We start from the raw sequence: 23,251 nt of genomic DNA, 5'->3' as shown, positions 1-23,251 counted from the left end.
GAGCTCGTGAATCTATCCACAGAACATACATAGAACTTGTTAATAATTCGGAGGGTTAGACTCTGCGCAACGCCTTGCCGGCAAGGGCGACCGTGGTCAGGCTACCGGCGTCGTGGGGAAGGGTGGAGCTGAAGCCCATTTTCCACCCGGTCTGGTGGGGGCGAAATGGACCAGATGGTCTGTAAGCCGGGTTCTGTCTGACATCCGAAGATGCGAGACGGCCATTCCTCTGGACCGCCCATCGCTGGACGGTTCTCGCGACCTACCCGGACCCTCTCGGCCAGTGACGGCCTATCCGACGCGAGGCCGGCGCGGGGTCCCTATTCGGTCTTGCTCCAGGCGGGGCTTGCCATGCCGTCCCTGTTGCCAGGTCCGCGGTGGGCTCTTACCCCACCCTTTCACCCTTCCCGCCCCGAAGGGAGGAGGTTTGCTTTCTGTGGCGCTATCCCTGGGATCGCTCCCGGCGGGCGTTACCCGCCGCCTTGTCACCGTGGAGCCCGGACTTTCCTCGACATCCAAGGATGCCGCGACCGCCCGACCATCTGGTCCAGGGCCTAAGTGACGCCCACGGGGCGCGGGGTCAAGCGATGGGTGTACGGAGCGCCTGGCGCATTGGTGGCCAAGAGGGCGGTTTGCGCCCCTTGTCCCCCGTCAAAATGTCGCGGCGCCGGTATGGTTAATGAGGCGTTAGGACTCAGTCGCCATGTCTCGGAGACGGCCTAGCTGGGCCGCGGAGATTCGTAGATGAGCGGGTTCAATCGGCTGCCTCTCGGCTGGAGGCTGATCGTCGTCCTCGGCCTGCTGGCGGGCCTGGGCCAGCTGGGCTGGGCGGCGTTCGGCGGGCCGGGCCTGGTCTCGTCGTTCAGCATGGCGGGCCTGGCCACCCTGGTGGCGACCCTGGTCCTCGGCCTGCTGGCCTGGAACGACGCCACGCGCCGCGCCCTGGACGGCCTGGGCCGGTCGGTCGACGCCCTGGGCGCGGGCCAATACGACCGGCCGCTGGCCTCGCCCGACACCGACGACGCGCAGGTTCGCGCTTTGGCCAAGGGCCTGGACGGCGTCCAGCGCCGGCTGGCCGACGACCAGGCGGCCCGCGCCGCCCAGGACGCCGAGCGCGCCGCCGCCGAGGCGGAACAACGCCGGCGCCTGCAGGAGGTCGAGACCTACGCCCGCGCCCAGCTGACCGCCGTCAACGCTCTGGGCCAGGGCGTCGAGAAGCTGGCCGGCGGCGACATGATCTCGCGCCTGCGCGAAGACGCCTTCCCGGCCGAGGCCCGCAAGATCCCCAGCGACTTCAACGCCGCCGTCGACAACCTGCAGCAGGCCCTGGCCGGCGTCCTGGGCGCGGCCCGCGGCCTGCGGGCCGGCTGCAGCGACATCTCGGCGGCCGCCGACGACCTGGCCCAGCGCACCGAGCGCCAGTCGGCCGGCCTGGAGCGCACCGCCGCCGCCCTCGACCAGATCACCGCCACGGTGAAGACCAGCGCCGAAAACGCCGAGAAGGCGCGGGGCGTGACCCAGAGCGCCAAGGCCAACGCCGAGAAGAGCGGCCAGGTGGTGCGCGAGGCCGTCGAGGCCATGGGCGGCATCGAGAAGTCCTCGCAGTCGATCACCCAGATCATCGGCGTGATCGACGAGATCGCCTTCCAGACCAATCTCCTGGCCCTGAACGCCGGGGTCGAAGCGGCTCGCGCCGGCGACGCGGGCCGCGGCTTCGCCGTCGTCGCCCAGGAAGTCCGGGCCCTGGCCCAGCGCTCGGCCGACGCGGCCAAGGAGATCAAGGGCCTGATCCGGGCCTCGAGCGAGCAGGTCGACAAGGGCGTCAAGCTGGTCGGCGAGACCGGCCAGACCCTGGACCAGATCCTGGGCCAGGTGATCGAGATCAACGACCTGGTCGGCGAGATCGCCGCCTCGTCCAAGGCCCAGGCGGGCGGCCTGGCCGAGGTTAACGCCGCGGTCAGCCAGATGGGCCAGGAAATCCACCAGAACGGGGCCATGGTCGAGCAGTCGGCCGCCGCCGCCAGCGCCCTGGCCGCCGAGGCCGAGGAGCTGGAGAGCCTGCTGGGCGGCTTCCAGGTCGGCGCCCAGGTTCACGAATACCGTCCGCGCCAGGACCAGCGCCGCGAGATGCCGGCCGCGCCGCGCCGCGACGCCTTCCGCGAGCGCTATGTGCAGGGCGCCAACGCCCTGAAGATTGAACCGCGCTCGCGCCCCGGCCAGTGGCGCTGACCGCCCGGCCGGTGGCGGAGCGGGGCGAAGCGGCGCACTGTCCCGTTCCGGGCCGCTCATGGGACGTTAACGGCGTCCGGGTCTAGGCTGGAGAACGACGGATCGCCGTCAGGACGACCATGAACGATTTCACCGCGCCCTTCGCCAGCCCGAAGCCCGAACCGGCCGCGATCCCGCGCTCGCGCGCCGCCTTGCTCAAGCGGCTGGCCGACGTGGTCTGCCTGCCCGCCAGCCGCATCAACGCCTTCGAGCGCGCCATGACCGCCGACCTGCTGGTCGAGATGCTGCGCGACGCGGTGGTGGAAGAGCGCGAGAAGGTGGCCCGGCGCCTGGCCAACCTGACCGAGATGCCCGGGGTGCTGGTGCGCCTGCTGCTGCGCGACGAGCTGCCGGTGGCCCGGGCCCTGCTGGAGCATTCGCCCAATCTCAGCGACGCCGACCTGATCAGCTGCCTCTACAACAGCACCCAGGACCATCGTCGCCTGATCGCCCAGCGCCGCGGCGTCAGCGAGGTGGTGGCCGACGCCCTGGTCGACATGGACGAGACGCCGGTCATCGAGGCGCTGCTCAGAAACGAGCTGGTGCGCTTCAGCCACCAGGGCCTGGAGAACATCGTCGCGTCCTCGCGCGACAATCCGCAGCTGATCCCGCTGCTGCTCAAGCGCGCCGAGCTGCGGCCGAGCCACGCCTATGTGATGTTCTGGTGGTCGGACGCCGAGGCGCGGCGCACGATCCTGCAGCGCTTCGCCGTGTCGCGCGAGATCCTGCAGGACGCGGTCGGCGATGTGTTCCCTCTGGCCTCAGCCGAGGGCTGGCAGGACCCGCTGTCACGCAAGGCGCTGCAGTTCATCGAACGGCGTCAGCGAAATCGCGCCGCCATCGCCAAGAGTCCCTACGACAGTCTTGAGGACGCCATCGCCGCGGCCCAGGACGGCATGACCCGCGAGACGGCCGAGGAGATCTCCTACCTGTCCGGGCTGAAGCCGATGACCGGGGCCAAGATCTTCACCGACGCCGGCGGCGAGCCCCTGGCGATCCTGTGCAAGGCCACCGGCCTGCCGCGCGGCGCCGTGCGGGCCTTGTGGCGCAGCCTTCGCCGGCCCGAGACCGACGCCTCCGGCGCCCTGACGCCGGGCCTGGAGCGCGTGCTGACCGCCTTTGACACCATCGCTGTCGACCGCGCCCAGACCATGCTGCGCTACTGGAACTGGTCGCTGTCCTCGGCCATGACCCCGGCCTTGCTGAAGGCCATCCGCGAGGGCGACGAGGCCGCCGTGGACGAATATTCGGTGCCGCAGCGCGCCGCCATGCTGGCGCTCTCCAGGGACTTCGGGCGCTAGCTTCGCTCAGTCGCCGAGTGTGTTCGACGAATATTGTCGGACGAGGTCGCGTCCAAGATAGAGATTTCAATCAACTGAAGGCTGTATGTCGCGGCGGCGATGACAGTTCATGGCTGCGTCTGGCGGTCGTTATTCGCACGTCTATGTTGCGGAAATGCAATAATCTGCTATCCAAAAAAGAATTGGTTCCTATCGGACCAGTACGAGTCGGGGGAGCGACAAGAAATGGACCAGCAGTCCGAGCTTATTGAAGTCACGGCCAGCCTTGTGGCCGCCTATGTCGGCGGCAACACCATCGCGGCGGCCGACGTGCCGGCCCTGATCCGCAGCGTGCACCAGGCGCTTTCGACGGTGGGGGCTCCGGCCGAGGCCGGCGAGGCCAGCCGCGAGCCGGCCGTGTCTATCCGCCGGTCGATCACGCCGGACTACCTGATCTGCCTGGAGGACGGCCGCAAGTTCAAGTCGCTGAAGCGCCACCTGCGCACCAAGTACGACCTGAGCCCGGAACAGTATCGCGCCCGCTGGGACCTGCCGAAGGACTATCCGATGGTGGCGCCGAACTACGCCCAGGCGCGCTCCGACCTGGCCAAGCAGATGGGCCTGGGCCAGGGCGGCCGGAAGCCGACCCGTCGGGGCCGCGGCGGCTAGGCCTGAGCCCTGACCTGGCGGGCCGTAACCAGGCGGGTCAGGGGCGCGCCAGCCTCGGCTTCGGCGATGCTGGCCAGGGTGGTTTCGGCGATCGCCGCCAGCGCCTCTTCGGTCAGGAAGGCCTGATGCCCCGTGATCAGCACGTTGGGGAAGGTCAGCAGGCGCTGAAAGACATCGTCCTGGACGATCTCGTTGGAGAGGTCCTCGAAGAACAGGTCGGCTTCCTGTTCGTAGACGTCCAGGGCGACGCCGCCGACCTGGCGTGACTTCAGGCCTTCGATCAGCGCGGCCGTGTCGATCAGCGCCCCGCGACTGGTGTTGATGATCATCACGCCCGGGCGCGCGGCGGCCAGGCGACCCCTGTCGATCAGATGCCGGGTCTGCGGCGTCAGCGGGCAGTGCAGGGTGACCAGGTCGACCTCTCGCAGCAGGTCGTCGACGGGGGCGTAGCGCACCCCGATCGCGATCAGCTCGGGGGCCTCGACCAGGTCGCTGGCCAGCACCTCGCAGCCAAAGCCCAGTCGCAGGGCGCGGGCGACCAGGGCGCCGATGCGGCCCGTGCCGACCACCCCGGCCTTGCGGCCGGAGAGATTGCGCCCGATCAGGCCGTCCAGGGCGAAGTTGTTCTCGCGAACCCGGTTCCAGGCCCGGGGGATGTTGCGGTCGAGCGCCAGGATCAGGCCGATCGTGAACTCGGCCACCGCCTCGGGCGAATAGGCCGGAACCCGGACGACGGCGACGTCCAGGCGCTCCGCTGCTTCCAGGTCCACATTGTTGTATCCGGCGCAGCGCAGGGCCACGAGCCGGGTCCCGCCGCTGGCCAGCGCCTCCAGGACCGCGGCGTCGACGCGATCGTTCACGAAGGCGCAGACGGCCGGATAGCCCTCGGCCAAAGCCGCGGTGCTGGCGTCGAGCCGGGCCTCGAAATAGTCCAGCCGATGGCCGAAGTCGCGATTGGCCGCGTCCAGAAAGCGGCGGTCGTAGGCCTTGGTCGAGAAGACGGCCACGCGCATGGCCGCGCTCAACGGGCGACCGCTAGGATTGGGGGGCAGTGGATGGTCGTGTCACGCAAGATGGGGGCCTCAATTGACTGTCTCGGCGCGCCGAAAGCGGAGCAGACGCCGGGGCCGAAACCGGAGTCACAGATCGTTCCGGCGACGCCGACGAAGTGAGTCTGAGCGTTCATTAACCCTAACTCAAACAATCGCTTGCGCCGTTCGCGCCGGCTTTTTAACGGCCTGATTTTGCCTCGAACGTAGCGTTTGCGGATTGACTCATATCAACAAACTTGGCTGTAGGGCGCGATTTTCGCTGGCGGCGATTCGGTCCTTAAGACATAGTGAATCGTCGTGATTCCAACGGCTTGTTAAGGAATCTGAAGATGAACGCGCAGCTGAGCGCATCGGCCACGGCGGCCCGCGCTCACCAGGAGATGTTCGCCTACTGGGCGTCCCTCCGTCGGGGGGCTAGCCTCCCGTCGCGCGTCGACCTGCACCCTTCCGGCATCAAGCGCATGCTGCCGACCGTCAGCCTGACCGACGTCAAGCGCGGTTCCGAAGGCGCCATCGACTACCGCCTGCGGCTGGCCGGCACCGGGCTCTATTCGGTCTATGGCCGCGAGATCACCGGCCGCACCCTGGAAGACGTCTACAACAGCGCCGCGGTCGAGTACTGGCGCCGCGAACTGGACAAGGTGGTCAACGAGCGCCGGCCGGGCGTGGGCGTGCATAGCCTGGCCTGGAAGGGCTCGCCGCACATGTCGATCCTGTGGCTGCGCCTGCCCCTGGCCAGCAACGGCCGGGACGTCGACATGATCCTGGGCTACGACGCGGTGGTCGGGGCCCAGGCCGCCGACCAGCACAGCGGCATCCGCGCCGCCTGATCCCGCCGCGAGCGCCCTGCGTCGCGATTTTCATGGCCAAGCTTGCTCCGACGGTCTTGCCGCCTATTGTCCGCCGGGGTTCCGAGGTTGCGGAGCCGAGGGTTTTGAGGCTGGGGCCGGGTGACCGTCGACCGCGACGTCTTTCAGTTCATTCGCGAACACGTACGTTCGGTCTGGGCGCTGGAGCTATTGTTGCGACTCAAGCATGATCCGGAGCGCTGCTGGACCGTGGAGGAGCTGGTCGGTGACCTGCGAGCCAGCCACAGCCTGGTCAGCGACAACCTGACCGCCTTCGAGAGCGCGGGCCTGGTGGTGGCCGACGAACGCGGCTGCTTTCGCTACCAGCCCGCCGCCGCCGTCCTGGCCCAGGTCTGCGACGACCTGGACGCCGCCTACCGCGCCAAGCCCGTCACGGTGATCCGCTGGATTTCGGCGCCGGCCGAGCGCCTGCAGTCGCTGGCCGACGCCTTCAAGTTCAAGGGGAAAGACCAATGAGCGGCCTCCCCATCACCGGCCTGGCGCCGACGGTGGTCTACGTCCTCTGCATGCTGGCCAGCATGACCTGCGCGGGCCTGCTGACCCGGGCCTGGCGCGCCAGCCGCTCGCGCCTGCTGCTGTGGACCGCGATCAGTTTCGGCTTCCTGGCCCTGAACAACCTGCTGTTGGTGGCCGACCTGGTGGTCTTCACCCAGGTCAACCTGCTGCCCTACCGCCAGGCCAGCGCCGGCCTGGCCATCGCCACGCTGCTGTACGGCTTCATCTGGGAGGTGGACGAATGAGCGTCCCCATCACCCCCGTCGAGGGTCTGATCGCCGGGGCCCTGGCCACGGGGTTCCTGATCGCCGGCCTGTTCTTCCTGAAGTTCTGGCGGCGCACGCGCGATCGGCTGTTCCTGGCCTTCGCGGCCGCCTTCGGCCTGCTGGCCGTGGGCAACGCCCTGCCGGTGCTGCTGGGCACGCCGCACGAGGAGCGTGGCGGCATCTACCTGTTCCGCCTGGCCGCCTTCGTGCTGATCATCGTGGCCGTGCTCGGCAAGAACCTGCGGCGCGGCGCCTAACCCGGCCGCACCGCGATGCGCGCCGTGGCCGGCTTCAGGCCCTCGGCCCGGGCGGTGACCACGAGCGGCCCCGCCGCGCCGGCCGTCGTCTGCACGATCACCTGGGCCAGGCCGTTGTAGAGGCTTCGGCGGTCGCCCTTTTCCGGCTCGTGGCTGTTGGCGTCGCCATTGCCCAGGCCGATGATGCGACCGCCTTCGATGGCGAACTGAACCGGGGTCTGTGCGGTCGGCACGGGGCGTCCCTTGGCGTCGACGGCCTCGACCCGGATGGGCGCGGCGTCGCGCCCGTCGCCGGCCAGGGGCGAGCGGTCGGGCGTCAGGCGCAGGGCCACGGGCGCGTCGGTGGTCTCGACCGAGGCGCGGGCCACCACCTTGCCGCCGGTCATGCCCACGGCCTCCAGCCGGCCGGGTGCGTAGGGAACCTGCCAGGTCAGGCCTTCGTAGAGGTCGTTCTTCTGCTCGGAGATCAGCTTGCCGTTCAGGCGCAGGGCGACCGTGTCGCAGTTGGTGAAGGCCATCACCTTGATCGGCTGGCCCTCGCGGCCCGCCCAGTTCCAGTGCGGGACCAGGTGCAGCACCGGCCGGTCGCGCACCCACTGCGACTGGTGAATGTAGAAGGCGGTCTTCTCGAAGCCGCAGAGATCCATGATCCCGAACGACGAACTGGCGGTCGGCCAGGTGAACGGCTGGGGCTCGCCGCGATAGTCGAACCCGGTCCAGACGAAGGCGCCGGCCAGATAGGGCCGCTCGGCGATCGCCTTCCAGGCCGCGCGGTGCGTGGCGCCCCAGGGGCGGAACTCGTCGTCATAGGCCGCCAGGACGTTGCGCTTCATGTCGGTGACCCACTCGCCGCGCGTCATCACCGCCGAGGTGTCCTCCGAACTGGTCAGGGGCAGGTTGGGATGGGCCGCGTGGAAGCGGTCGTATTCCTTGATCTGGTAGTTGAAGCCCACAACGTCGACCGCCTGGGTGACGTTGACCGGGTTGAACATCCCGTTGTTGATCGCCGCCGTGACCGGCCGGGTGTCGTCCAGGTCCTTGACGATCTTGGCCATGCGGCGAACCATCTGGTAGCCGGCCTCGGTGCCCTGCAGCGGCTCCTCGTTGAACACGGACCACAGGATCACGCTGGGATGGTTGCGGTCGCGGCGCACCAGCCAGGACAGCATCCGGGTGTAGTCGGGGCTGACGTTGAACACCCGGTTCTCGTCCATCACCAGGAAGCCCAGCCGGTCGGCGGCGTCCAGCAGGGCGGGGGTGGGGGCGTTGTGCGAGCTGCGGATCGCATTGCAGCCCAGTTCCTTCAGGCGACGCAGGCGAAATTCGATGATCGAGTCGGGCATGGCCACGCCCAGGCCGGCATGGTCCTGGTGGATGCAGACGCCCTGGATCTTCAGCGGCTTGTCGTTGAGGAAGAAGCCCTTGGCCGGGTCGAAGCGCTGGGTGCGGAAGCCGGCCGGGGTCACCAGTTCGTCGGCGTCCTGGCCGTCGGCCGCGACACGGGTGCGCACCTTGTAGAGCGCGGGCTGGTCGACCGACCACAGGCGCGGGGCGTCCACCAGGATCTCGGCGCGCAGCACCGTGGTCTCCAGCGCGTTCACGGTCCCGGAAACGCGCGCCTGTCCGGCTGGTCTACCCTCGGGGTCCAGCAGGACGACATCGACCGTCGCCTGTTTCGCCGTTTCGGCGATGCTGCCGACGCTGGCCTCGACCGGCACCACCCAGCGGCCGTCCTCGCGACGCCGCGGATGGGCGTAGACGCCGTCGGCGACCAGATGGACCGGCGGACGCTTGACCAGCCAGACGTGGCGGTAGATCCCGCCGCCCTCGTACCACCAGCCTTCGATCGGGTCGGCGTCGACACGGACGGCGACGACGTTGGGAGTGTCGCCGTAGTGGGCGTTGGCGGTCAGGTCGACGGTGATAGCGCTATAGGCGCTGTGGCTGTGGGCCACGACGTCGCCATTGACCCAGACGGTGGCGTTGACCGCCACGCCGTCGAACCGCAGTTCCAGCTGTTTGCCCCGGTCGGCGGCCGGCAAGGTGAAGGTCTTGCGGTACCAGGCCTGGCCCTTGGGCCGGTAGCCCTGGGCCGGGTTCTCGTCGGGATCGAACGGGCCCTCGACCACGAAGTCGTGCGGCAGGTCCAGCGCGCGCCAGCCGCTGTCGTCGTACTTGATCGCCGCCGCGCCGCCCGCCGCGCCGGCCTTGGTGCTGTCATAGGTCGGGCTGTCGCCGCGCACCTTGGGGAAGGGGATGTCGCCGTGGTGAAAGCGCCAGTCGGCGTCGAGCAGGATGGTCTCGCGCGCGGTCTTCCCGGACAGCGCACCCGGCGCGGGCGGCGTCGCGGCGGCGTCGCCGGTCGCCTGGGTCGTGACCTGGGTCGCCGCGGCCGCCGAGGGAACGCCCACGGCGGCGACCGCCCCCAGCTTCAGAAGGTCACGGCGGCGCATGGGTCGACTCCCGGTCGGATGTGTTTGCGCCATTTGTAGGATAATTCTGAGCTGGCGCTAGAGCGTATCGACGTCCCGCGTCAGGGAATGCGACGCCCGTCCTACCAGCAGCGAAGGCTCACCCCTCCAGGACCTGCTCCACCTCGCGGCGGCTGGGCATGGACGGGGCGGCGCCGGGCTTCTGGACCGACAGGGCGGCGGCGGCGTTGGCGTGCTCGACCGCCTCGCGCAGGTCCATGCCCGTGCTCAGGCAGGCGGCCAGGGCCCCGCAGAAGCAGTCGCCGGCTCCGGTGGTGTCGATGGCCTTGACCTTGCGGCCCTCGACCAGGAAGGCCTCGTCGCGGCGCACCGTGGCCACGCCGGCCGAGCCGAGCGTGACGATCACCGTCTGGTCCGGACGGCTCATCAGCTTGCGGGCAACGCGGCTGACCTCCTCCAGGCGCGAGGGCTCATGATCCAGGCGGGCATAGGTGGCCAGTTCGGTCTGGTTCAGGATCAGGATGTCGGTCAGCGGGAACAGCGCCGCGCCCTGGGGCAGGGCCGGGGCGGCGTTCAGGATCCGCAGGGCGCCCTTGGCGACGCCAGCCCGGAACAGCGCCTCGATGGCCGGAGCAGGGGTCTCCAGCTGACACAGCAGCACGCGCTGGCCCTCAAGCGGCGTGGCGGCCACGTGCTGGGGCGACAGGGTGGCGTTGGCCCCGCTGGTGACGACGATCATGTTCTCGCCGCTGGACGAAACCCAGACGTGGGCCTGGCCGGTCGGGATCGACGGCAGTTCGGCGACGTCGGAAACCTGCACGCCATAGCCGGCCAGCTTGGTCTTCAGGCTGGGGCCGCTGTCTTCCCTGCCTACCGCGCCCATCAGCCGGGTGGGGGCGCCGAAGCGGGCGGCGGCCACGGCCTGGTTGGCGCCCTTGCCGCCGGGAAACAGCTCCAGCGAGATGCCGGCCACGGTCTCGCCCGGCCGCGGCAGGTCGTCGACCCGCGCCACGGCGTCCAGATTGATTGAGCCCAGGACAAAAACGCTCATTGTTCTTCTTCTCTAGATCGCTTGCTTTTGGCGCGCTGTCTTCACGCGAACCGGTTTCCATTGTGCTCGAAAAGGCTCTAGCCGCCGCCAGCTCCACGCTGGAAGCTCTCGACCAGACTGCCGGCGACCAGCCGCCAGCCGTCCACCAGCACGAAGAAGATCAGCTTGAACGGCAGGCTGACCGTCGCCGGCGGCAGCATCATCATGCCCATGCTCATCAGCACGCTGGCGACCACCAGGTCGATGACCAGGAACGGGATGAACAGCAGAAAGCCGATCTCGAAGGCGCGCTTCAGTTCCGAGATCATGAAGGCCGGCGTCACCACCTTCAGCGGCGTGTCGGCCGCGGTCTTGGGCTTCTCGATCTTCGACAGGCGGATGAACAGGGCCAGGTCGTCCTGGTCGACCTGGCGCAGCATGAACACCTTGACCGGCTGGGCCGCGGCGTCGAAGGCCTCGGGCATCTCGATCTGCTTGTCCAGCAGCGGCTTGATCCCGGCGTCGTAGGACTGCTCGAAGGTCGGGCCCATGACGATGGCGGTCAGGAACAGCGCCAGGCTGATCAGCACCGGGTTGGGCGGGCTCTGCTGGACGCCGATCGCGGTGCGCAGCAGGCCCAGCACCACCACGATCCGCACGAACGAGGTGGTCATGATCACGATCGACGGGGCCAGCGACAGCACCGTCAGCAGGCCCACCATCTGGACCACGCGCTCGGACAGGCCCGCGCCGGTGCCCAGATCGACATTGATCGCCGATTGCGCCGTGGCCACGGCGGGTCCGAGCACGGTGATCAGTCCGGCCAGCACCGAGATGATCGCGGCCTGGCGAAGGTCCTTCGGGTCGGCGCCGGTGATCAGCTTGAGCAGGCCGCGCATCAGACCACGGTCTCCGAAGAGGGCTTGGAAGCGGGTTTCGGGGCGGGGGGCTTCCTGGGCTTTGCGGGCGCCCAGTCCAGAAGCTGGCCCTCGCCCAGCATCAGCAGGCGCTCCTCGCCGTCCAGGGTGAACAGCACCAGGCGCCGGGTGGGGTCCAGCACCAGGGTCTCGACCACCTGCATCCGGCGGTCCTTGCGCAGGGCGGTGATCCGCGACAGGGCGTCCGGCCCGAACTTGCGCAGCGCCACCGCGGCCAGTCCGACCAGGCCCAGGGTGATGGCCAGGGCGGCGACGGCGCGGATCAGTAGGAAGATGTCCATGACGCCTGGCGGAAGGAGTGACGGGAAGCGAGTCGGGAAACAGGATAGCGCAGGGCGCGGCGCGGAGCCGCACCCCTGGTGTGCCGCAGGGTCCTTAATGGCCGATTAACCCTGTTTCTTCACCATGAGCGGCATGGGTCCCGACGACATTCCCCTTTTCGCGATGCTGAAGAGCCGCATGGGCTATCTGTCCCAGCGGCAGAAGGTCATCGCCCAGAACGTCGCCAACGGCGACACGCCGGACTACCAGCCGCGCGACCTGAAGGCCTACAGCTTCAAGGCGACGCTGGACCAGCAGGCGGCGGGCCAGCCCTACCGCGGCGGACCGGTGTCGCCGACCGCCACCAACGGCGTCCAGATGATGGCCACCAGCGCCGCCCACATGGCCCCGGCCAGGCTGGCCAGCCCGTGGCGCTCGCCCGAGCAGGCCGACAGCGAGACCACCCTCGACGGCAATTCGGTGACGCTCGAGGACCAGATGCTCAAGATGACCGACGCGCGGATGAACTACGACGCCGCCGTCGGCTTCTACCAGAAGTCCATGGCCATGCTGAAGACGTCCACGCGCCGGCCGGGCGGCTAGGGAGAGACTAGATGACCGAGATCCGCTCCCAGTCCATGGCGACCATGGCCATCGCCGCCAGCGCCCTGAAGGCCCAGCAGGGCCGCATGCGGGTGATCGCCGAGAACATCGCCAACGCCAATTCGACGGCCCGCACGGCGGGCGGCGACCCCTATCGCCGCCAGGTGCCGGTGTTCAAGCCCGCCCAGGTGGCCGGCGGCGAAGGCGTGGCCATGGCCTCGGTCGATCCCGACCGCAGCGACTTCCGCACCGAATACGACCCCGGCAACCCGGCCGCCGACGCCAAGGGCTATGTCAAGCTGCCCAATGTCGACACCCTGGTCGAGGCGCTGGACATGAAGGAGGCGCAGCGCGCCTACGAAGCCAACATGAACGTCATCGAGACCTCGCGCGCCATGGAAGCGCGCACGCTCGACATCCTGCGCAAGTAAGGGGCTAGGCGATGATCACCGCGCTCGCGGCCGCCAAGGCCTACGCCGCCCAGGGCTCGATGGCGACGCCGTCGCTGGGCGGGGCCGGCGAGGCCAAGAAGGCCATGGACTTCGGCGCCCTGCTGAAGTCGGCCATGACCGACACCCTGCACCAGACCCGCGCGGCCGAAACCAAGATGGCCCAGCAGGCGGCCGGCAAGGCCGAGCTGATCGACGTCGTCACCGCCATCTCCTCGGCCGAGGCCAGCCTCGACACCGTGATGGCCGTCCGCGACCAGGTGATCTCGGCGTATCAGGAAATCATGCGGATGCCGATCTAGGGACGGGACGGCTAGGCGCGGACCGGGCCGCTTGCTAGCAAGCGCCTGGCTTCACCTGGCGGGTCTGCATGGTCTCCCTTCTTGGTTGGTTCTACGACCAGCGCCGCCGGTTTTTCGGGCGCTACAGCCTCGATGATCCGCGTCCGGTCGCCCGCGAGGCGCCCTATACGTTCCATCTGCCGTCCGAAGTCACGTTGAGCGCCCTCGCGCCGGGAGACTTGGTCAAGCTGATGTTTCGCGGCGAACCGCCCGGCCGCAAATGGGACCTCGAGCGCATGTGGGTGACGATCGTCGAGATCTCGCCCGGCGGGCTGGTCGGCGAACTGGCGAACAGGCCTTTCGACATGCCCCAGCTGAAGGTCGGTCAGCGTGTCGCGTTCCAGCGCCATCACGTGATCGACGTTCAATGGGCCGATCCCGAAAACGCGCCAGAGCCCGAAGAGGAACATCAGGTGTGGGACCGCTGCATGGTCGACAATCACGTCGTCGATGGCGACGCGCGGGTTGGCTATCTCTATCGCGAGGAGCCCGACCTGGCCCAGGAAGGCGATCGGTATCCCGATAGCGGTTGGCGGATTCGCGCCGATCTGACCGGGCTCGACGAAGCGCAGGTCGAGACCCGGGGTCCGACATACATCGCGATCGGCAAGGTCCTGAACAAGGACGACAGCTGGCTGCATCTGCTGCACGAACCCATCGGTTCGGCCTTCATGCGGGACCCGGAAAGCGGGTTATTTGTTGCCGTCGAACCTTCGACTGGCGACGAGTCTTGAGCGGGTAGGAAGGACTGTCGGGATCTAGGTGTTGCGCCGGAGGCTGTCGGCCCCCCCCTTCCGCAGGGAAGAAGCGCGCTTATCCTCGGCGTTTAGCCAATAGAACCAGGCGATTTCAACACCCTAAACTTTCTCGACCCAAACTTGTCCTCACCCTCCCAGACCGCCCGCATACTGATCCTACCTGAAGGCATGGGGAGGGCGCACGTACGGCGACCGATGCGGCCTTCGGGGGTGGTCGAGCGGGAAGCGCTCGCCGGTGGTCTTGAGTGACAGCCTTCGCGACGGTCCTGGGCGGATTCCTTGCAACACAGGACGAAGCCCAGGCGACGAGGGATCGGCGGACGCGGCAGGCCCGGGCTGAAATCGCCCGGGCGGTCCAGGACGCGCCAACGTCCTGCCCGTCGGGGGCCTCCATCGGAGCGGGTTAAAAATCCGCGACCCGAAGGCTTCCGGATAACGGCTCCACGCGAGGCGCTCAGACTTCGTCGAAACGGTACAAAACATCAAAGCTACTCCGGGCGAGGCCCGGGCGCTTCGCACCCTTCCCATCAGCTCAGCGGCAGTCCGCGTGAGGCGGCCAAGCCGTGTCCGAGGAGACCCGCCCTCAGTGCGAGATCGTGACGCTCACCTGGGGCAGCGCCGCGAGCCAGCCGGCGCCCAGGGCCCAGGCCTGGTCCGCCAGCTGATGGACGTCGATCAGGCCGCGGGTCGCGGCGACCATGCCGCCCCAGACCAGAAGGTTCAGCAGCACCATCAGCAGGACGGCCTCGCGCAGGCGGCCGTCGGCGCGGGCGCGCTGCTGGGCCGGGGTGGCGCGGGCTTCGAAGGGGCGGCCGAGGGCCAGCGTATCGAGGGTCATGGTCGGTCTCCGGGAGCCGTTTCCCGTCGCCGCGAACCGCGCGGGGAATCAGCTGTCGCATTAGGCTTCCCACGCCGCGCGTTCTGGCTGACTGTGACAGGACGCCCCTGCGACAGCCTGTCCCGGCGTTCGCGTTCGCCAGCCTGGGAGCCGCATGACCGACGCCATCGTCCTGGATCAGGTGCGCAAGGCCTATGACGGCGCGACGGTCCTGCAGCCGACCAGCCTGTCCATCGGACGAGGCCAGTTCGTCGCCCTGGTCGGCGGATCAGGCGCGGGCAAGACTACCCTGCTCAAGACCATCAACGGCCTAGTCGTCCCCGACGGCGGGCGGGTGTGGATCGACGGTGCGGCGACCGCCGATCTCGACGGCCCGGACCTGCGCCGGCGGATCGGCTACGTGTTCCAGGAGGTGGGCCTGTTCCCGCACCTGACCGTGGGCGAGAACATCGGCATCGTCCCGACCCTGCTGGGCTGGGCGCCCGCCGTCATCGCCGCCCGGACCGCCGAGCTGCTAGACCTGGTCGCACTGTCCCGCGAGGTCGCCGCGCGCCGCCCGGCCGCCCTGTCCGGCGGCCAGCGCCAGCGGGTGGGCGTGGCCCGCGCCCTGGCGGCCCGGCCCGCGATCCTCTTGATGGACGAGCCGTTCGGGGCGCTGGACTCGGTGACCCGCACGGCCCTGGCCGACGACGTGCGGCGGCTGCACGACCAACTGTCCCTGACCACGGTGATGGTCACCCACGACATCGCCGAGGCGGTGCTGCTGGCCGACCGGATCGTGGTGATGGCGGCGGGACAGGTGATCGCCGACGATACGCCCCGGGCCCTTCTGGCCGGCCACCCCGACCCGGCGGTCGAGGCCCTGATGCAGGCCCCCCGCCGCCAGGCCGCGCGGATGCGGGAGATCGCCGGTGAATAGCGGCCTGCTGTCCCTGCTTCCGGAACGCCTGGCCTGGCACGTGGCCCTGTCGGCGGCGGCCCTGGCCCTGGGCCTGGCGATCGCCCTGCCGCTGGGCGTGCTGGCCGCCCGCAGCCCGCGCCTGCGCTGGCCGTCCCTGGCCCTGGCGGGCCTCGTCCAGACCATCCCCAGCCTGGCCCTGCTGGCGCTGTTCTATCCGCTGCTGCTGGGGCTCTCGAGCCTGGCCAAGGAGGCGTTCGGCCACGGCTTTTCGGCGCTCGGCTTCCTGCCGTCGCTGCTGGCCCTGACCCTCTATTCGATGCTGCCGATCCTGCGCAACACGGTGACCGGCCTGACGGGGGTCGATCCGGCGGTGGTCGAGGCGGCGCGCGGCGTGGGCATGACCGACGGCCAGCGGCTGTGGCGGGTGGAGCTGCCCCTGGCCGCGCCGGTGATCATGGCCGGGGTGCGCACGGCGGCGGTGTGGACCATCGGGGCGGCGACCCTGTCCACCCCCGTCGGCCAGACTTCGCTGGGCGACTACATCTTCTCCGGCCTGCAGACCGAAAACTGGGCCATGGTCCTGACCGGCTGCGTCGCCTCGGCGGTGCTGGCCCTGGTGGTCGATCAACTGCTGGGCCTGATCGAGCGCGGGACCGAGCGGCGCGACCGGCGGCTGTGGGGCGCGGGCCTCCTGGGCCTCGCCGTCGGCCTGGCGGTCGCTGTCGCCCCCCTGGCCACCGACCTGGCGCCGCATCCGACCCGCTACGTGATCGGGGCCAAGAACTTCTCCGAGCAATACATCCTGGCCGAGCTGATGGCCGACCGGCTGGAAGGGCGGGGCGCGCAGGCTGCCCGCAAGATCAATCTGGGCTCGGCGGTCGCCTACCGAGCCCTGGCGGCCGGCGAGATCGACGCCTATGTCGACTATTCCGGCACCCTGTGGGCCAACGTCCTGGGCCGCAAGGACAATCCCGGCCGCGCCGCGGTGCTGGAAGGCCTGCGCGCCGAGCTGAAGCGCCGCGACGGCGTGGTGCTGCTGGCCCCGCTGGGCTTCGAGAACGCCTACGCCCTGGCCATGCGCCGCGACCGCGCCCAGGCGCTGGGGATCCGGACCCTGGCCGATCTGGCCGCCAAGGCCCCGCAGCTGACCATGGGCGGCGACCTGGAGTTCTTCTCGCGCCCCGAATGGACCAGCGTCGAGACGACCTATGGCCTGCGCTTCAAGGCCCGGCGCCAGTTCCAGCCGACCTTCATGTACCGCGCCCTCCGCTCGGGCGAGGCCGACGTGATCTCGGCCTTCTCCAGCGATGGCCGCATCGCCGCCGACGACCTGGTGGTGCTTGGCGACCCCAAGGGCGCCCTGCCGCCCTACGACGCGGTGCTGTTGATCGCCCCGGGCCGGGCCCAGGACGGGCGGCTGCGCGGCGCGTTGGCCGGGCTGGACGGAGCGATCACGGTCGAGGCCATGCGGAAGGCCAACTACGCGGTGGATCGGGATGCGGGCAAGGTTTCGCCGGCGGAGGCGGCGAAGGCGCTGGCGACGACGCTCAAGCGCTGAGGCGGCGCGTGTTCTCCTCGGGTCCCGCTTGTCTACACACCTAACGGCGTCCGCTCTTGCGGCCGCGCGGACTCGGCTTAGACGGAACGCTCCCTCCATAGGTTTTCCACCAAGCCGTCAGCGCCTCCATCGTCGGTCCAAGTCCCAGGGCCTTGGCGGTGATCTCATATTCGACCCGCGGCGGCACCTCGGCGAACACGGTGCGCGACACTAGGCCGTCGGCTTCCAGTTCACGCAGCTGCGCGGTCAACATGTGCTGGGTGATGCCTGGAATCGCTTTGCGCAGCTCGCCAAAGCGATAGATCCGCTGGTGGAGCAGCCACATGATCTCAAGCTTCCACTTGCCCGAGAGAAGCGCGAAGGCGCGCCTCATCTCCTCGTGCATGTTGATCTCAGGCTCATCCACAGTCTGGTTTTCCATACTAACCGCAAGTTTTTCATCCTACTTGCAGCTATCCATATAATCGCACATTTTCAGTTCATACAACATTACGCGAATAGTCGCGACGTAATGACAGCATATTGAATAACAAAATCGCATTTGCAGTAGCGTTGGTGTGTGGAAGGCTTATGGGAAAAATTGAAATATATTGGATAAGTACGGGGCTTGTGTCTCTGCTATACGTATCATCCGCTATGATCTATGTGGCGAAACGTGATTGGGTCAGGGAGGCGATCGTTGGGTTCGGCTACCCCGGTTATCTCCAGCCGATCCTCGTCGCGATAAAGGTTCTGGCGGTCGTCGCGATCCTTTCGCGGGGCAACATAGCGCTCAGCGACCTGGCCTATGCGGGCATGTTCTATCACTTGCTGCTGTCGGGCCTCGCTCACATCGGCGTCCGCAAGCCCAAGGGCGCCCTGCCGGCGGCGGTGGGCCTCGCGCTGCTGGCCGCGTCTTTCATCACCCAAAACGCCGCTCGCGAAACGCCGTCGCCGTACGCCCAGAGCGCGGCCGAGCAGCGCATCACCCTCGCCAAAAGGAGCTGGATATGGGTCGCCTGAGCGGGAAAATCGCCATCGTCACGGGGGCCGGTCGCGGCATCGGCCGCGCCACCGCGAAACGTTTCGCGGCGGAAGGCGCCAAGGTCGCCGTCCTTTCGCTTACGCCCGCGAACATCGATGCGGTGGTGGTGGACATCGAGGCCGCAGGGGGCGCCGCGCTCGGTGTGCCTTGCGACGTCAGCGACGCCGATCAGATCAAGGCGGCGGTTAACAAGGTGGTCGCCGCGTATGGCGGGATCGACATTCTGGTGAACAACGCGTTCGATCCGTCGGTGGTGTTCTCCTCGGTGATTGACCTGTCGGTCGAGCAATTGCAGCGCAACTTCGACATGGGCCCGATCGCCTATTTGCGCATGATGCAGGCCTGTTATCCCCACCTCAAAGCCAGCGGCGAGGGTCGTGTCATCAATTTCGGCTCGGCCGCCGGCATCTCGGCCCTGCTGCCCTACGCGCCCTATGGCATGGCCAAGGAGGCGGTGCGCGCGCTGACCAGAATGGCGGCGCGCGAGTGGGGGCCCGACAAGATCACCGTGAACAACATGCTTCCGGTGGCCGACACCTGGGGCGCCGCGGAGACCAATGCGCCGCCACCTCCTAATGCGCTCGCCCGTTTCGGCTCGCCGGAGGAGGATATCGCGCCCGTTGTTCTGTTCCTCGCCAGCCAGGATGCGCGGTTCATCACCGGCTACAGCCTGACACCCGACGGCGGGATGATCATCGACAGCGGCCGCTGAGCCATAGGCGGGGAGCGCGTGGTGAGCGGCCCCGCCCTCCTAGTCCTCCTCCTCCAGCGGCACCGGGATCGTCAGCCCGCGCTTGACCACGCCCAGGGCCACGTTGGTGGTGAACTTGCGCACGTTGGGGTTCTCGGTCGCCAGCCGGGCCATCAGGGCGTCGTAGGTTTCGGTGTCCGGAGCAGTGACCACCAGGATGAAGTCGGCCTCGCCGGTCACGTAGAACGCCTGCTGCACGTGCTCCTGCGCCGCCAGCCAGGCGCGCAGCTGGGTCAGCAGTTCGGGCCGATCGCGCTCGATCTCCAGCGAGACGATGAAGAAGGTCGGCCGGCCCACCTTGCGCGGTTCCAGCACGGCCGTATGGCGGGCGATGACGCCGGCCTCCTTCAGCTTGCGCAGCCGGCGCTGCACGGCCGAGGGCGAAAGGGCCACGCGCTGGGCCAGGTCCTCGGAGGTCCTGCCCGCATCCTCCTGGACCAGGTTCAGCAGCTGACGATCGAAGCGGTCGAGTTTCATGGGGTTCAGCCTACGCCAGATCCACGCGTGGAATCGCCGAATTTCCGCGTTCCGGCGCGATCTTCGCCGCCAGACGCCGCAACGGCGCGGCTACACGTCACGGCGTCGTTTCGCTCTTCTGAAAGGTTGCTCCCTTGCTCGATCACCTGGAAATCCGCACCCGCCGCCTGGACGATTGCACGGCCTTTTATCGCCAGGTCCTGGAGCCCGCCGGCTATCGCCTGGTCGTGGACGGGCCCAGGAAGGGCTTCGGCTCGAACGGCGGCCGTCTCGACTTCTGGATCGCCGAGGGCGAGCCGTCGATCGACGTGCACTACGCCTTCCTGGCCGCCGACCGCGCGGCGGTCGATCAGGCCTACGCCCGGTCCGGCCAGCATGGCGGCGTGCGGGAGCGCGCGCCGGCCGTGCTGCCGCAGATCCACCCGCACTACTATGCCGGCTTCGCCCATGATCCGGACGGCCGGCTGATCGAGTTCGTCAGCCACGTGCCGGTGTAGCTCAAAACGCCGGGTTCGGATCACTTCCGGCTTGCGACGGTTTTGTGACGGTGCTTGTTGGCGGCCATGTCCAGCTTGCCCAAACCGCTCGCCGTGGCGGCCCTGACCGCCGCCGTCCTCGCCGCCCCGTTGACCCAGGCTCTCGCCGCGCCGGTCGCGGCGCCCAGACCCAAGCTGGTGGTGGTGATCTCGATCGACCAGTTCGGATCCAGCCTGTTCGAGCAGTACCGGGCCGACTTCCACGGCGGCCTGGGGCGGCTGGCGCGGCAGGGCACGGTCTATCCGAGCGGCTACCAGTCGCACGGCATGACCGAGACCTGTCCCGGCCACTCCACCCTGCTGACCGGCAAGTCTCCGAACAAGACCGGCATCGTCGCCAACGACTTCTACGACCTGGCGACCGGCCAGAAGACCTATTGCCTGGCCGACCCGTCGGTGACCCTGGCCAACGACCCGTCGGGCGGCGGCCGCCTGGTCAGTCCCAAGCTGCTGATGGCCGACACCTATGGCGACTGGCTGAAGGCGGTCTCGCCCGCGAGCCGGGTCTATGCGGTGTCGGGCAAGGACCGCGGGGCGATCAACATGGCCGGCCACCACGCCGACGGGGTGTTCTGGCTGGAGACGCGTTTCGGCATGACCACCTGGGTCGAGCCCGGCCAGGACGCCAAGGCCCGGCTGGCGCCGGTGGCGGCGTTCAACGCGCGGCTCGTCGCCGACCAGAAGACCCACCCGTTCACCTGGACCTATGGCGACAAGCGTTGCGCGGCGCTGGAGGACGACTACGTCACCGGCGGCCGGGCCTGGCGCGCCGCCCTTCCGCGTCCGGCGCCGAAGGACGAAGCGGCGGCGACCGATGACCTCGCGGTCAGCCCCTATACCGACCGGGTCACCCTGGACGCCGCCCAGATGCTGCGCGACCAGTTCAAGCTGGGCGACGGCGAGGCGACCGACGTCCTGGCCATCAGCCTGTCGGCCACTGACTTCATCGGCCACCGCTTCGGCAGCAAAGGGCCGGAGATGTGCGACCACCTGATGCGGCTGGACGACCGGCTGGGCGTGTTCCTCGACAGCCTGGACAAGGTCAAGGGTCCGGTGCTGGTCGTGCTGGCCGCCGACCATGGCGGCTCGGACTTCCCCGAACGCCTGGCCCAACAGGGCTATGACGCCGGCCGCGTGCCGCCTGTCCAGTGGCTGAAGGATCTCAACGCCGCCGTTCGACAGCAGCTGCGGCTGGCCTACGACCCGCTGGTCCAGGCCGGCGGCATCGAGTCGCTGTACGTGGTCGGGGCTGACGGCAAGGCGCCGACCGCCGGCGACCACGCCCGGGTCACCGCCGCCGCTCTGGCCATCCTGGACAAGCGTCCCGAGGTGTTCGCGGCCTACGACGCCAACGCCCTGGTCACGGCCGCCCCGCCGCCCAAGGGCACGCCGCCGGACGAGATCAGCGTCGCCGAGCGGATGCGCCGCAGCGCCTATCCCGGCCGGGTCGGCGACATCCTGGTGGCCTTCCAGCCTTACCTGACCCCCGCCTCGGCCGGCGCCACCTACGTGGCCAGCCACGGCAGCCCGTGGAACTACGACCGCCGGGTGCCGATCCTGTTCTGGTGGAAGGGCGGCCCGGCCCGCGAGCGCGTGCTGCCGATCGAGACCGTCGACATCGCCCCGACCCTCGCGGCGGTCACCGGCGTGCCCGTCCCGGCCGACGTCGACGGCCGCTGCCTGCCGCTGGGGGCGGGGCCGGGCTGCTAGGGCCGGCTCCCGCGAGCGCTTCTAGATCGCGGCCACCGCTTTTGCGTGGTCCCGCACCACGGCCAGGGTCGAGGCGTCGGTGTCGAATACGCCGAACAGGCCCTGCTCCTCCTGCGGGGGATCGCCGACATAGGCGCGGTCGCCCATCTTGAACCAGGCGTCGGCGTGCTGGGCGCGGCCCTCGCCGTTCCAGGCCCAGAAGTTGGTCCCGGCCAGCGGACCGCCCGCCTTCATGTCGGCTTCGACCAGGCCGAACATCATCCTGTAGAACCGGTCGCGGTCGGTGGTCGGCCCGCCCGGCGTGAAGGCGCGGCCGTCGCGGACCAGGCCGAACTCCTCGATCACCAGTGGCTTGCCCAGCTGCTTGGCGATGGCGATGTGACGCGCCACGTAGTCGCGGCACTTGGCCTCGCCGGCTTCATAGGTCGCCGGCTGGTTCTTCGGGTCGATCCAGCCCCAGTTGTTGGGCCAGACGTGCAGGGTCAGGTAGTCGATGCTGGCGGGCTTGTGGGCCTCGACCACGCAGGTTTCGCGCTGTAGGCAGCCCATGGCGCCCTCGCTGCCGGTGGTGACCAGGTGGCGCGGGTCCAGCGTCTTGATCAGGGCCGAGGTCTGCGCGATCCAGCGATAGTAGGTGGGCAGGTTGGCGACGCCGAACGCTTCGCTGCCGCCCGGGCGCGGCTCGTTGGCCAGCTGCCAGGCCATGATCGTCGGGTCGTCGCGATAGGGCTTGCCGGTGACGCTGCTGGTCCGGCCGACCAGGGCGCGCAGGTAGTGCTGGAACAGGGCCTGAGCCTTGGCGTCGCCGTAGAAGCGAGCGGAGTAGTCGGCGAATTCGGGCCAGGGGTGGGCCGGGTCGCCCTGCTGGAACCACTGGCCATTGCCGGTCCAGCGCAGATAGGCCGGCATGCCGCCCGACCAGTCCCAGAAGTTGTTGACGTAGATCACCGCCTTCATGCCGCGCCTGGCCATCTGCGCCAGCACCACGTCCAGGCCCTTGAGCAGGTCCTGGTCGTAGTCCTCGCCAGGCCCGCGGAAGGTGGGGGAGATCGCCACCTTGGCCGGCGAGGTCTCGCCCGCGCCGAGGATGCGCAGGTTGGTGACGCCCAGAGCCTTCAGCCGGTCCAGCTCGCGCCCCAGCCGCGCGCGGTCGCCGGACGCGCCGGGCGATCCCAGCCAGGCCCCGTACCACAGGTTCGCGCCGACGAAGCGATAGGGCTTGCCGTCCAGGTTCAGGCGGCCGTCCTTGACAGTGACGAAGCCTGGCGAGGGCTTGGCGGTCTCGGCGGCGGCTCCGCCCGCGGCCATGGCGGCGGCTCCCGCGACCAGCAGGTGGCGTCTCGACAGCATGGTTCACTCCCCTTGTTTTTGTGCAACCTAAAGGGAAGCGGCGGCCTGAGGGAAGAGATTAAATAAATTCACTTTCGGAATGGTCGTGCCGTCTCTGGCCGATGAGGTCGCGACTTGGCAAAAAAGCTGATGTGTCCT

General features: G+C 68.8%; 26 protein-coding genes and 1 other RNA gene. 17 read left to right on the top strand and 10 right to left on the bottom strand.

Translation table 11 applies throughout. From position 1 onward, the window contains the following. Positions 1–166: 166 nt before the first annotated feature. An RNA gene (gene rnpB, locus EV278_RS11775) (RNase P RNA component class A) lies at positions 167–546 on the bottom strand. 198 nt (positions 547–744) lie between these two features. Here rnpB and EV278_RS11770 point away from each other — a divergent pair. The 3 genes from EV278_RS11770 (at position 745) to EV278_RS11760 (ending at position 4,217) form a co-directional block, all read left to right on the top strand. After that, a complete protein-coding gene (locus EV278_RS11770) occupies positions 745–2,229 on the top strand; it encodes a methyl-accepting chemotaxis protein (RefSeq protein WP_132091198.1) in 1,485 nt (494 codons plus the stop codon). 119 nt (positions 2,230–2,348) lie between these two features. Further along, positions 2,349–3,569 carry a DUF2336 domain-containing protein gene (locus EV278_RS11765; RefSeq protein ID WP_132091195.1) on the top strand — a complete coding sequence of 407 codons (1,221 nt, stop codon included), beginning with the start codon at positions 2,349–2,351 and terminating at the stop codon, positions 3,567–3,569. A gap of 225 nt (positions 3,570–3,794) precedes the next feature. Next, complete coding sequence (locus EV278_RS11760; RefSeq protein ID WP_132091192.1) at positions 3,795–4,217, top strand: MucR family transcriptional regulator; 423 nt, start codon at positions 3,795–3,797, stop codon at positions 4,215–4,217. On the opposite strand, the gene EV278_RS11755 is transcribed toward EV278_RS11760, so the two are convergent. Further along, a complete protein-coding gene (locus tag EV278_RS11755; RefSeq protein ID WP_132091190.1) occupies positions 4,214–5,230 on the bottom strand; it encodes a 2-hydroxyacid dehydrogenase in 1,017 nt (338 codons plus the stop codon). The genes EV278_RS11760 and EV278_RS11755 overlap by 4 nt on opposite strands. Before the next feature lie 362 nt (positions 5,231–5,592). Between EV278_RS11755 and EV278_RS11750 the strand changes: the two genes are divergently transcribed. The 4 genes from EV278_RS11750 (at position 5,593) to EV278_RS11735 (ending at position 7,156) form a co-directional block, all read left to right on the top strand. Further along, a complete protein-coding gene (locus tag EV278_RS11750) occupies positions 5,593–6,099 on the top strand; it encodes a PAS domain-containing protein (protein ID WP_132091549.1) in 507 nt (168 codons plus the stop codon). A 192-nt stretch (positions 6,100–6,291) separates the two neighbouring features. Then, on the top strand, positions 6,292–6,594 hold the full coding sequence (locus EV278_RS11745) for a hypothetical protein (protein WP_132091187.1): 303 nt from the start codon (positions 6,292–6,294) through the stop codon (positions 6,592–6,594). Next, positions 6,591–6,878, top strand: coding sequence for a DUF5985 family protein (locus tag EV278_RS11740; RefSeq protein ID WP_132091184.1), 288 nt, complete (start codon positions 6,591–6,593; stop codon positions 6,876–6,878). The genes EV278_RS11745 and EV278_RS11740 overlap by 4 nt, the downstream gene beginning before the upstream one ends. Further along, positions 6,875–7,156 (top strand): DUF5985 family protein, encoded by a 282-nt coding sequence (locus EV278_RS11735; RefSeq protein WP_132091181.1) that lies wholly within the window; start codon positions 6,875–6,877, stop codon positions 7,154–7,156. Before EV278_RS11740 ends, EV278_RS11735 begins: the two co-directional genes overlap by 4 nt. Here the strand turns inward: EV278_RS11735 and galA are convergent. The 4 genes from galA to EV278_RS11715 all read right to left on the bottom strand — a co-directional run bounded on the left by galA (position 7,153) and on the right by EV278_RS11715 (position 11,837). Further along, positions 7,153–9,609 (bottom strand): beta-galactosidase GalA, encoded by a 2,457-nt coding sequence (gene galA, locus EV278_RS11730; RefSeq protein ID WP_132091178.1) that lies wholly within the window; start codon positions 9,607–9,609, stop codon positions 7,153–7,155. The two genes, EV278_RS11735 and galA, sit on opposite strands and share 4 nt — an antisense overlap. A 118-nt stretch (positions 9,610–9,727) precedes the next feature. Next, positions 9,728–10,639 (bottom strand): ribokinase, encoded by a 912-nt coding sequence (locus EV278_RS11725; protein WP_132091175.1) that lies wholly within the window; start codon positions 10,637–10,639, stop codon positions 9,728–9,730. A 77-nt stretch (positions 10,640–10,716) separates the two neighbouring features. Next, positions 10,717–11,520, bottom strand: coding sequence for a flagellar type III secretion system pore protein FliP (gene fliP / locus EV278_RS11720; protein ID WP_132091546.1), 804 nt, complete (start codon positions 11,518–11,520; stop codon positions 10,717–10,719). After that, positions 11,517–11,837 carry a flagellar biosynthetic protein FliO gene (locus EV278_RS11715; RefSeq protein WP_132091543.1) on the bottom strand — a complete coding sequence of 107 codons (321 nt, stop codon included), beginning with the start codon at positions 11,835–11,837 and terminating at the stop codon, positions 11,517–11,519. Before EV278_RS11715 ends, fliP begins: the two co-directional genes overlap by 4 nt. 133 nt (positions 11,838–11,970) lie before the next feature. On the opposite strand from EV278_RS11715, the gene flgB reads away from it, so the two are divergent. From flgB to EV278_RS11695, 4 genes are all read left to right on the top strand, one after another. Then, on the top strand, positions 11,971–12,420 hold the full coding sequence (gene flgB, locus EV278_RS11710) for a flagellar basal body rod protein FlgB (protein ID WP_132091172.1): 450 nt from the start codon (positions 11,971–11,973) through the stop codon (positions 12,418–12,420). 11 nt (positions 12,421–12,431) lie between these two features. Continuing rightward, the gene (flgC, locus tag EV278_RS11705) at positions 12,432–12,851 is read left to right on the top strand and encodes a flagellar basal body rod protein FlgC (protein WP_035073623.1); all 420 of its coding nucleotides are present in this window, start codon (positions 12,432–12,434) and stop codon (positions 12,849–12,851) included. Positions 12,852–12,862: 11 nt separating this feature from the next. After that, on the top strand, positions 12,863–13,171 hold the full coding sequence (gene fliE / locus EV278_RS11700; RefSeq protein ID WP_132091169.1) for a flagellar hook-basal body complex protein FliE: 309 nt from the start codon (positions 12,863–12,865) through the stop codon (positions 13,169–13,171). A gap of 68 nt (positions 13,172–13,239) precedes the next feature. Then, on the top strand, positions 13,240–13,944 hold the full coding sequence (locus tag EV278_RS11695; RefSeq protein WP_132091166.1) for a DUF2185 domain-containing protein: 705 nt from the start codon (positions 13,240–13,242) through the stop codon (positions 13,942–13,944). A gap of 607 nt (positions 13,945–14,551) precedes the next feature. Here the strand turns inward: EV278_RS11695 and EV278_RS11690 are convergent. Further along, complete coding sequence (locus tag EV278_RS11690) at positions 14,552–14,806, bottom strand: hypothetical protein (RefSeq protein ID WP_132091163.1); 255 nt, start codon at positions 14,804–14,806, stop codon at positions 14,552–14,554. A gap of 154 nt (positions 14,807–14,960) precedes the next feature. Between EV278_RS11690 and EV278_RS11685 the strand changes: the two genes are divergently transcribed. Together EV278_RS11685 and EV278_RS11680 are read left to right on the top strand one after the other, a co-directional pair. After that, entirely contained in the window at positions 14,961–15,725 is a 765-nt protein-coding gene (locus EV278_RS11685) for an ATP-binding cassette domain-containing protein (protein WP_132091160.1), read from the top strand. Further along, the gene (locus tag EV278_RS11680; RefSeq protein WP_132091157.1) at positions 15,718–17,265 is read left to right on the top strand and encodes a glycine betaine ABC transporter substrate-binding protein; all 1,548 of its coding nucleotides are present in this window, start codon (positions 15,718–15,720) and stop codon (positions 17,263–17,265) included. Before EV278_RS11685 ends, EV278_RS11680 begins: the two co-directional genes overlap by 8 nt. A gap of 40 nt (positions 17,266–17,305) precedes the next feature. On the opposite strand, the gene EV278_RS11675 is transcribed toward EV278_RS11680, so the two are convergent. Continuing rightward, positions 17,306–17,686, bottom strand: a complete 381-nt coding sequence (locus EV278_RS11675; protein WP_132091154.1) for a helix-turn-helix domain-containing protein — start codon at positions 17,684–17,686, stop codon at positions 17,306–17,308. 149 nt (positions 17,687–17,835) lie between these two features. On the opposite strand from EV278_RS11675, the gene EV278_RS11670 reads away from it, so the two are divergent. Further along, positions 17,836–18,267, top strand: a complete 432-nt coding sequence (locus EV278_RS11670) for a DoxX family protein (RefSeq protein ID WP_132091151.1) — start codon at positions 17,836–17,838, stop codon at positions 18,265–18,267. Then, positions 18,255–19,001, top strand: a complete 747-nt coding sequence (locus EV278_RS11665; protein WP_132091148.1) for an SDR family oxidoreductase — start codon at positions 18,255–18,257, stop codon at positions 18,999–19,001. The genes EV278_RS11670 and EV278_RS11665 overlap by 13 nt, the downstream gene beginning before the upstream one ends. Before the next feature lie 39 nt (positions 19,002–19,040). Here EV278_RS11665 and EV278_RS11660 read toward each other — a convergent pair whose 3' ends face one another. Next, on the bottom strand, positions 19,041–19,517 hold the full coding sequence (locus EV278_RS11660; protein ID WP_132091145.1) for an Lrp/AsnC family transcriptional regulator: 477 nt from the start codon (positions 19,515–19,517) through the stop codon (positions 19,041–19,043). Between the two features lie 134 nt (positions 19,518–19,651). Between EV278_RS11660 and EV278_RS11655 the strand changes: the two genes are divergently transcribed. Both EV278_RS11655 and EV278_RS11650 read left to right on the top strand, forming a co-directional pair. Further along, entirely contained in the window at positions 19,652–20,014 is a 363-nt protein-coding gene (locus tag EV278_RS11655) for a VOC family protein (protein WP_132091142.1), read from the top strand. A 66-nt stretch (positions 20,015–20,080) separates the two neighbouring features. Next, the gene (locus EV278_RS11650; protein WP_132091139.1) at positions 20,081–21,763 is read left to right on the top strand and encodes an alkaline phosphatase family protein; all 1,683 of its coding nucleotides are present in this window, start codon (positions 20,081–20,083) and stop codon (positions 21,761–21,763) included. A 21-nt stretch (positions 21,764–21,784) separates the two neighbouring features. On the opposite strand, the gene EV278_RS11645 is transcribed toward EV278_RS11650, so the two are convergent. After that, on the bottom strand, positions 21,785–23,113 hold the full coding sequence (locus EV278_RS11645) for a cellulase family glycosylhydrolase (protein ID WP_132091136.1): 1,329 nt from the start codon (positions 23,111–23,113) through the stop codon (positions 21,785–21,787). Between the last annotated feature and the right edge of the window lie 138 nt (positions 23,114–23,251).

It is taken from the genome of Caulobacter sp. BK020, assembly GCF_004342605.1.
In the GTDB taxonomy this organism is placed as follows: domain Bacteria; phylum Pseudomonadota; class Alphaproteobacteria; order Caulobacterales; family Caulobacteraceae; genus Caulobacter.
Note: the sequence above shows the minus strand (reverse complement) of the source record. Positions and strands in the feature narration are given on the sequence as shown.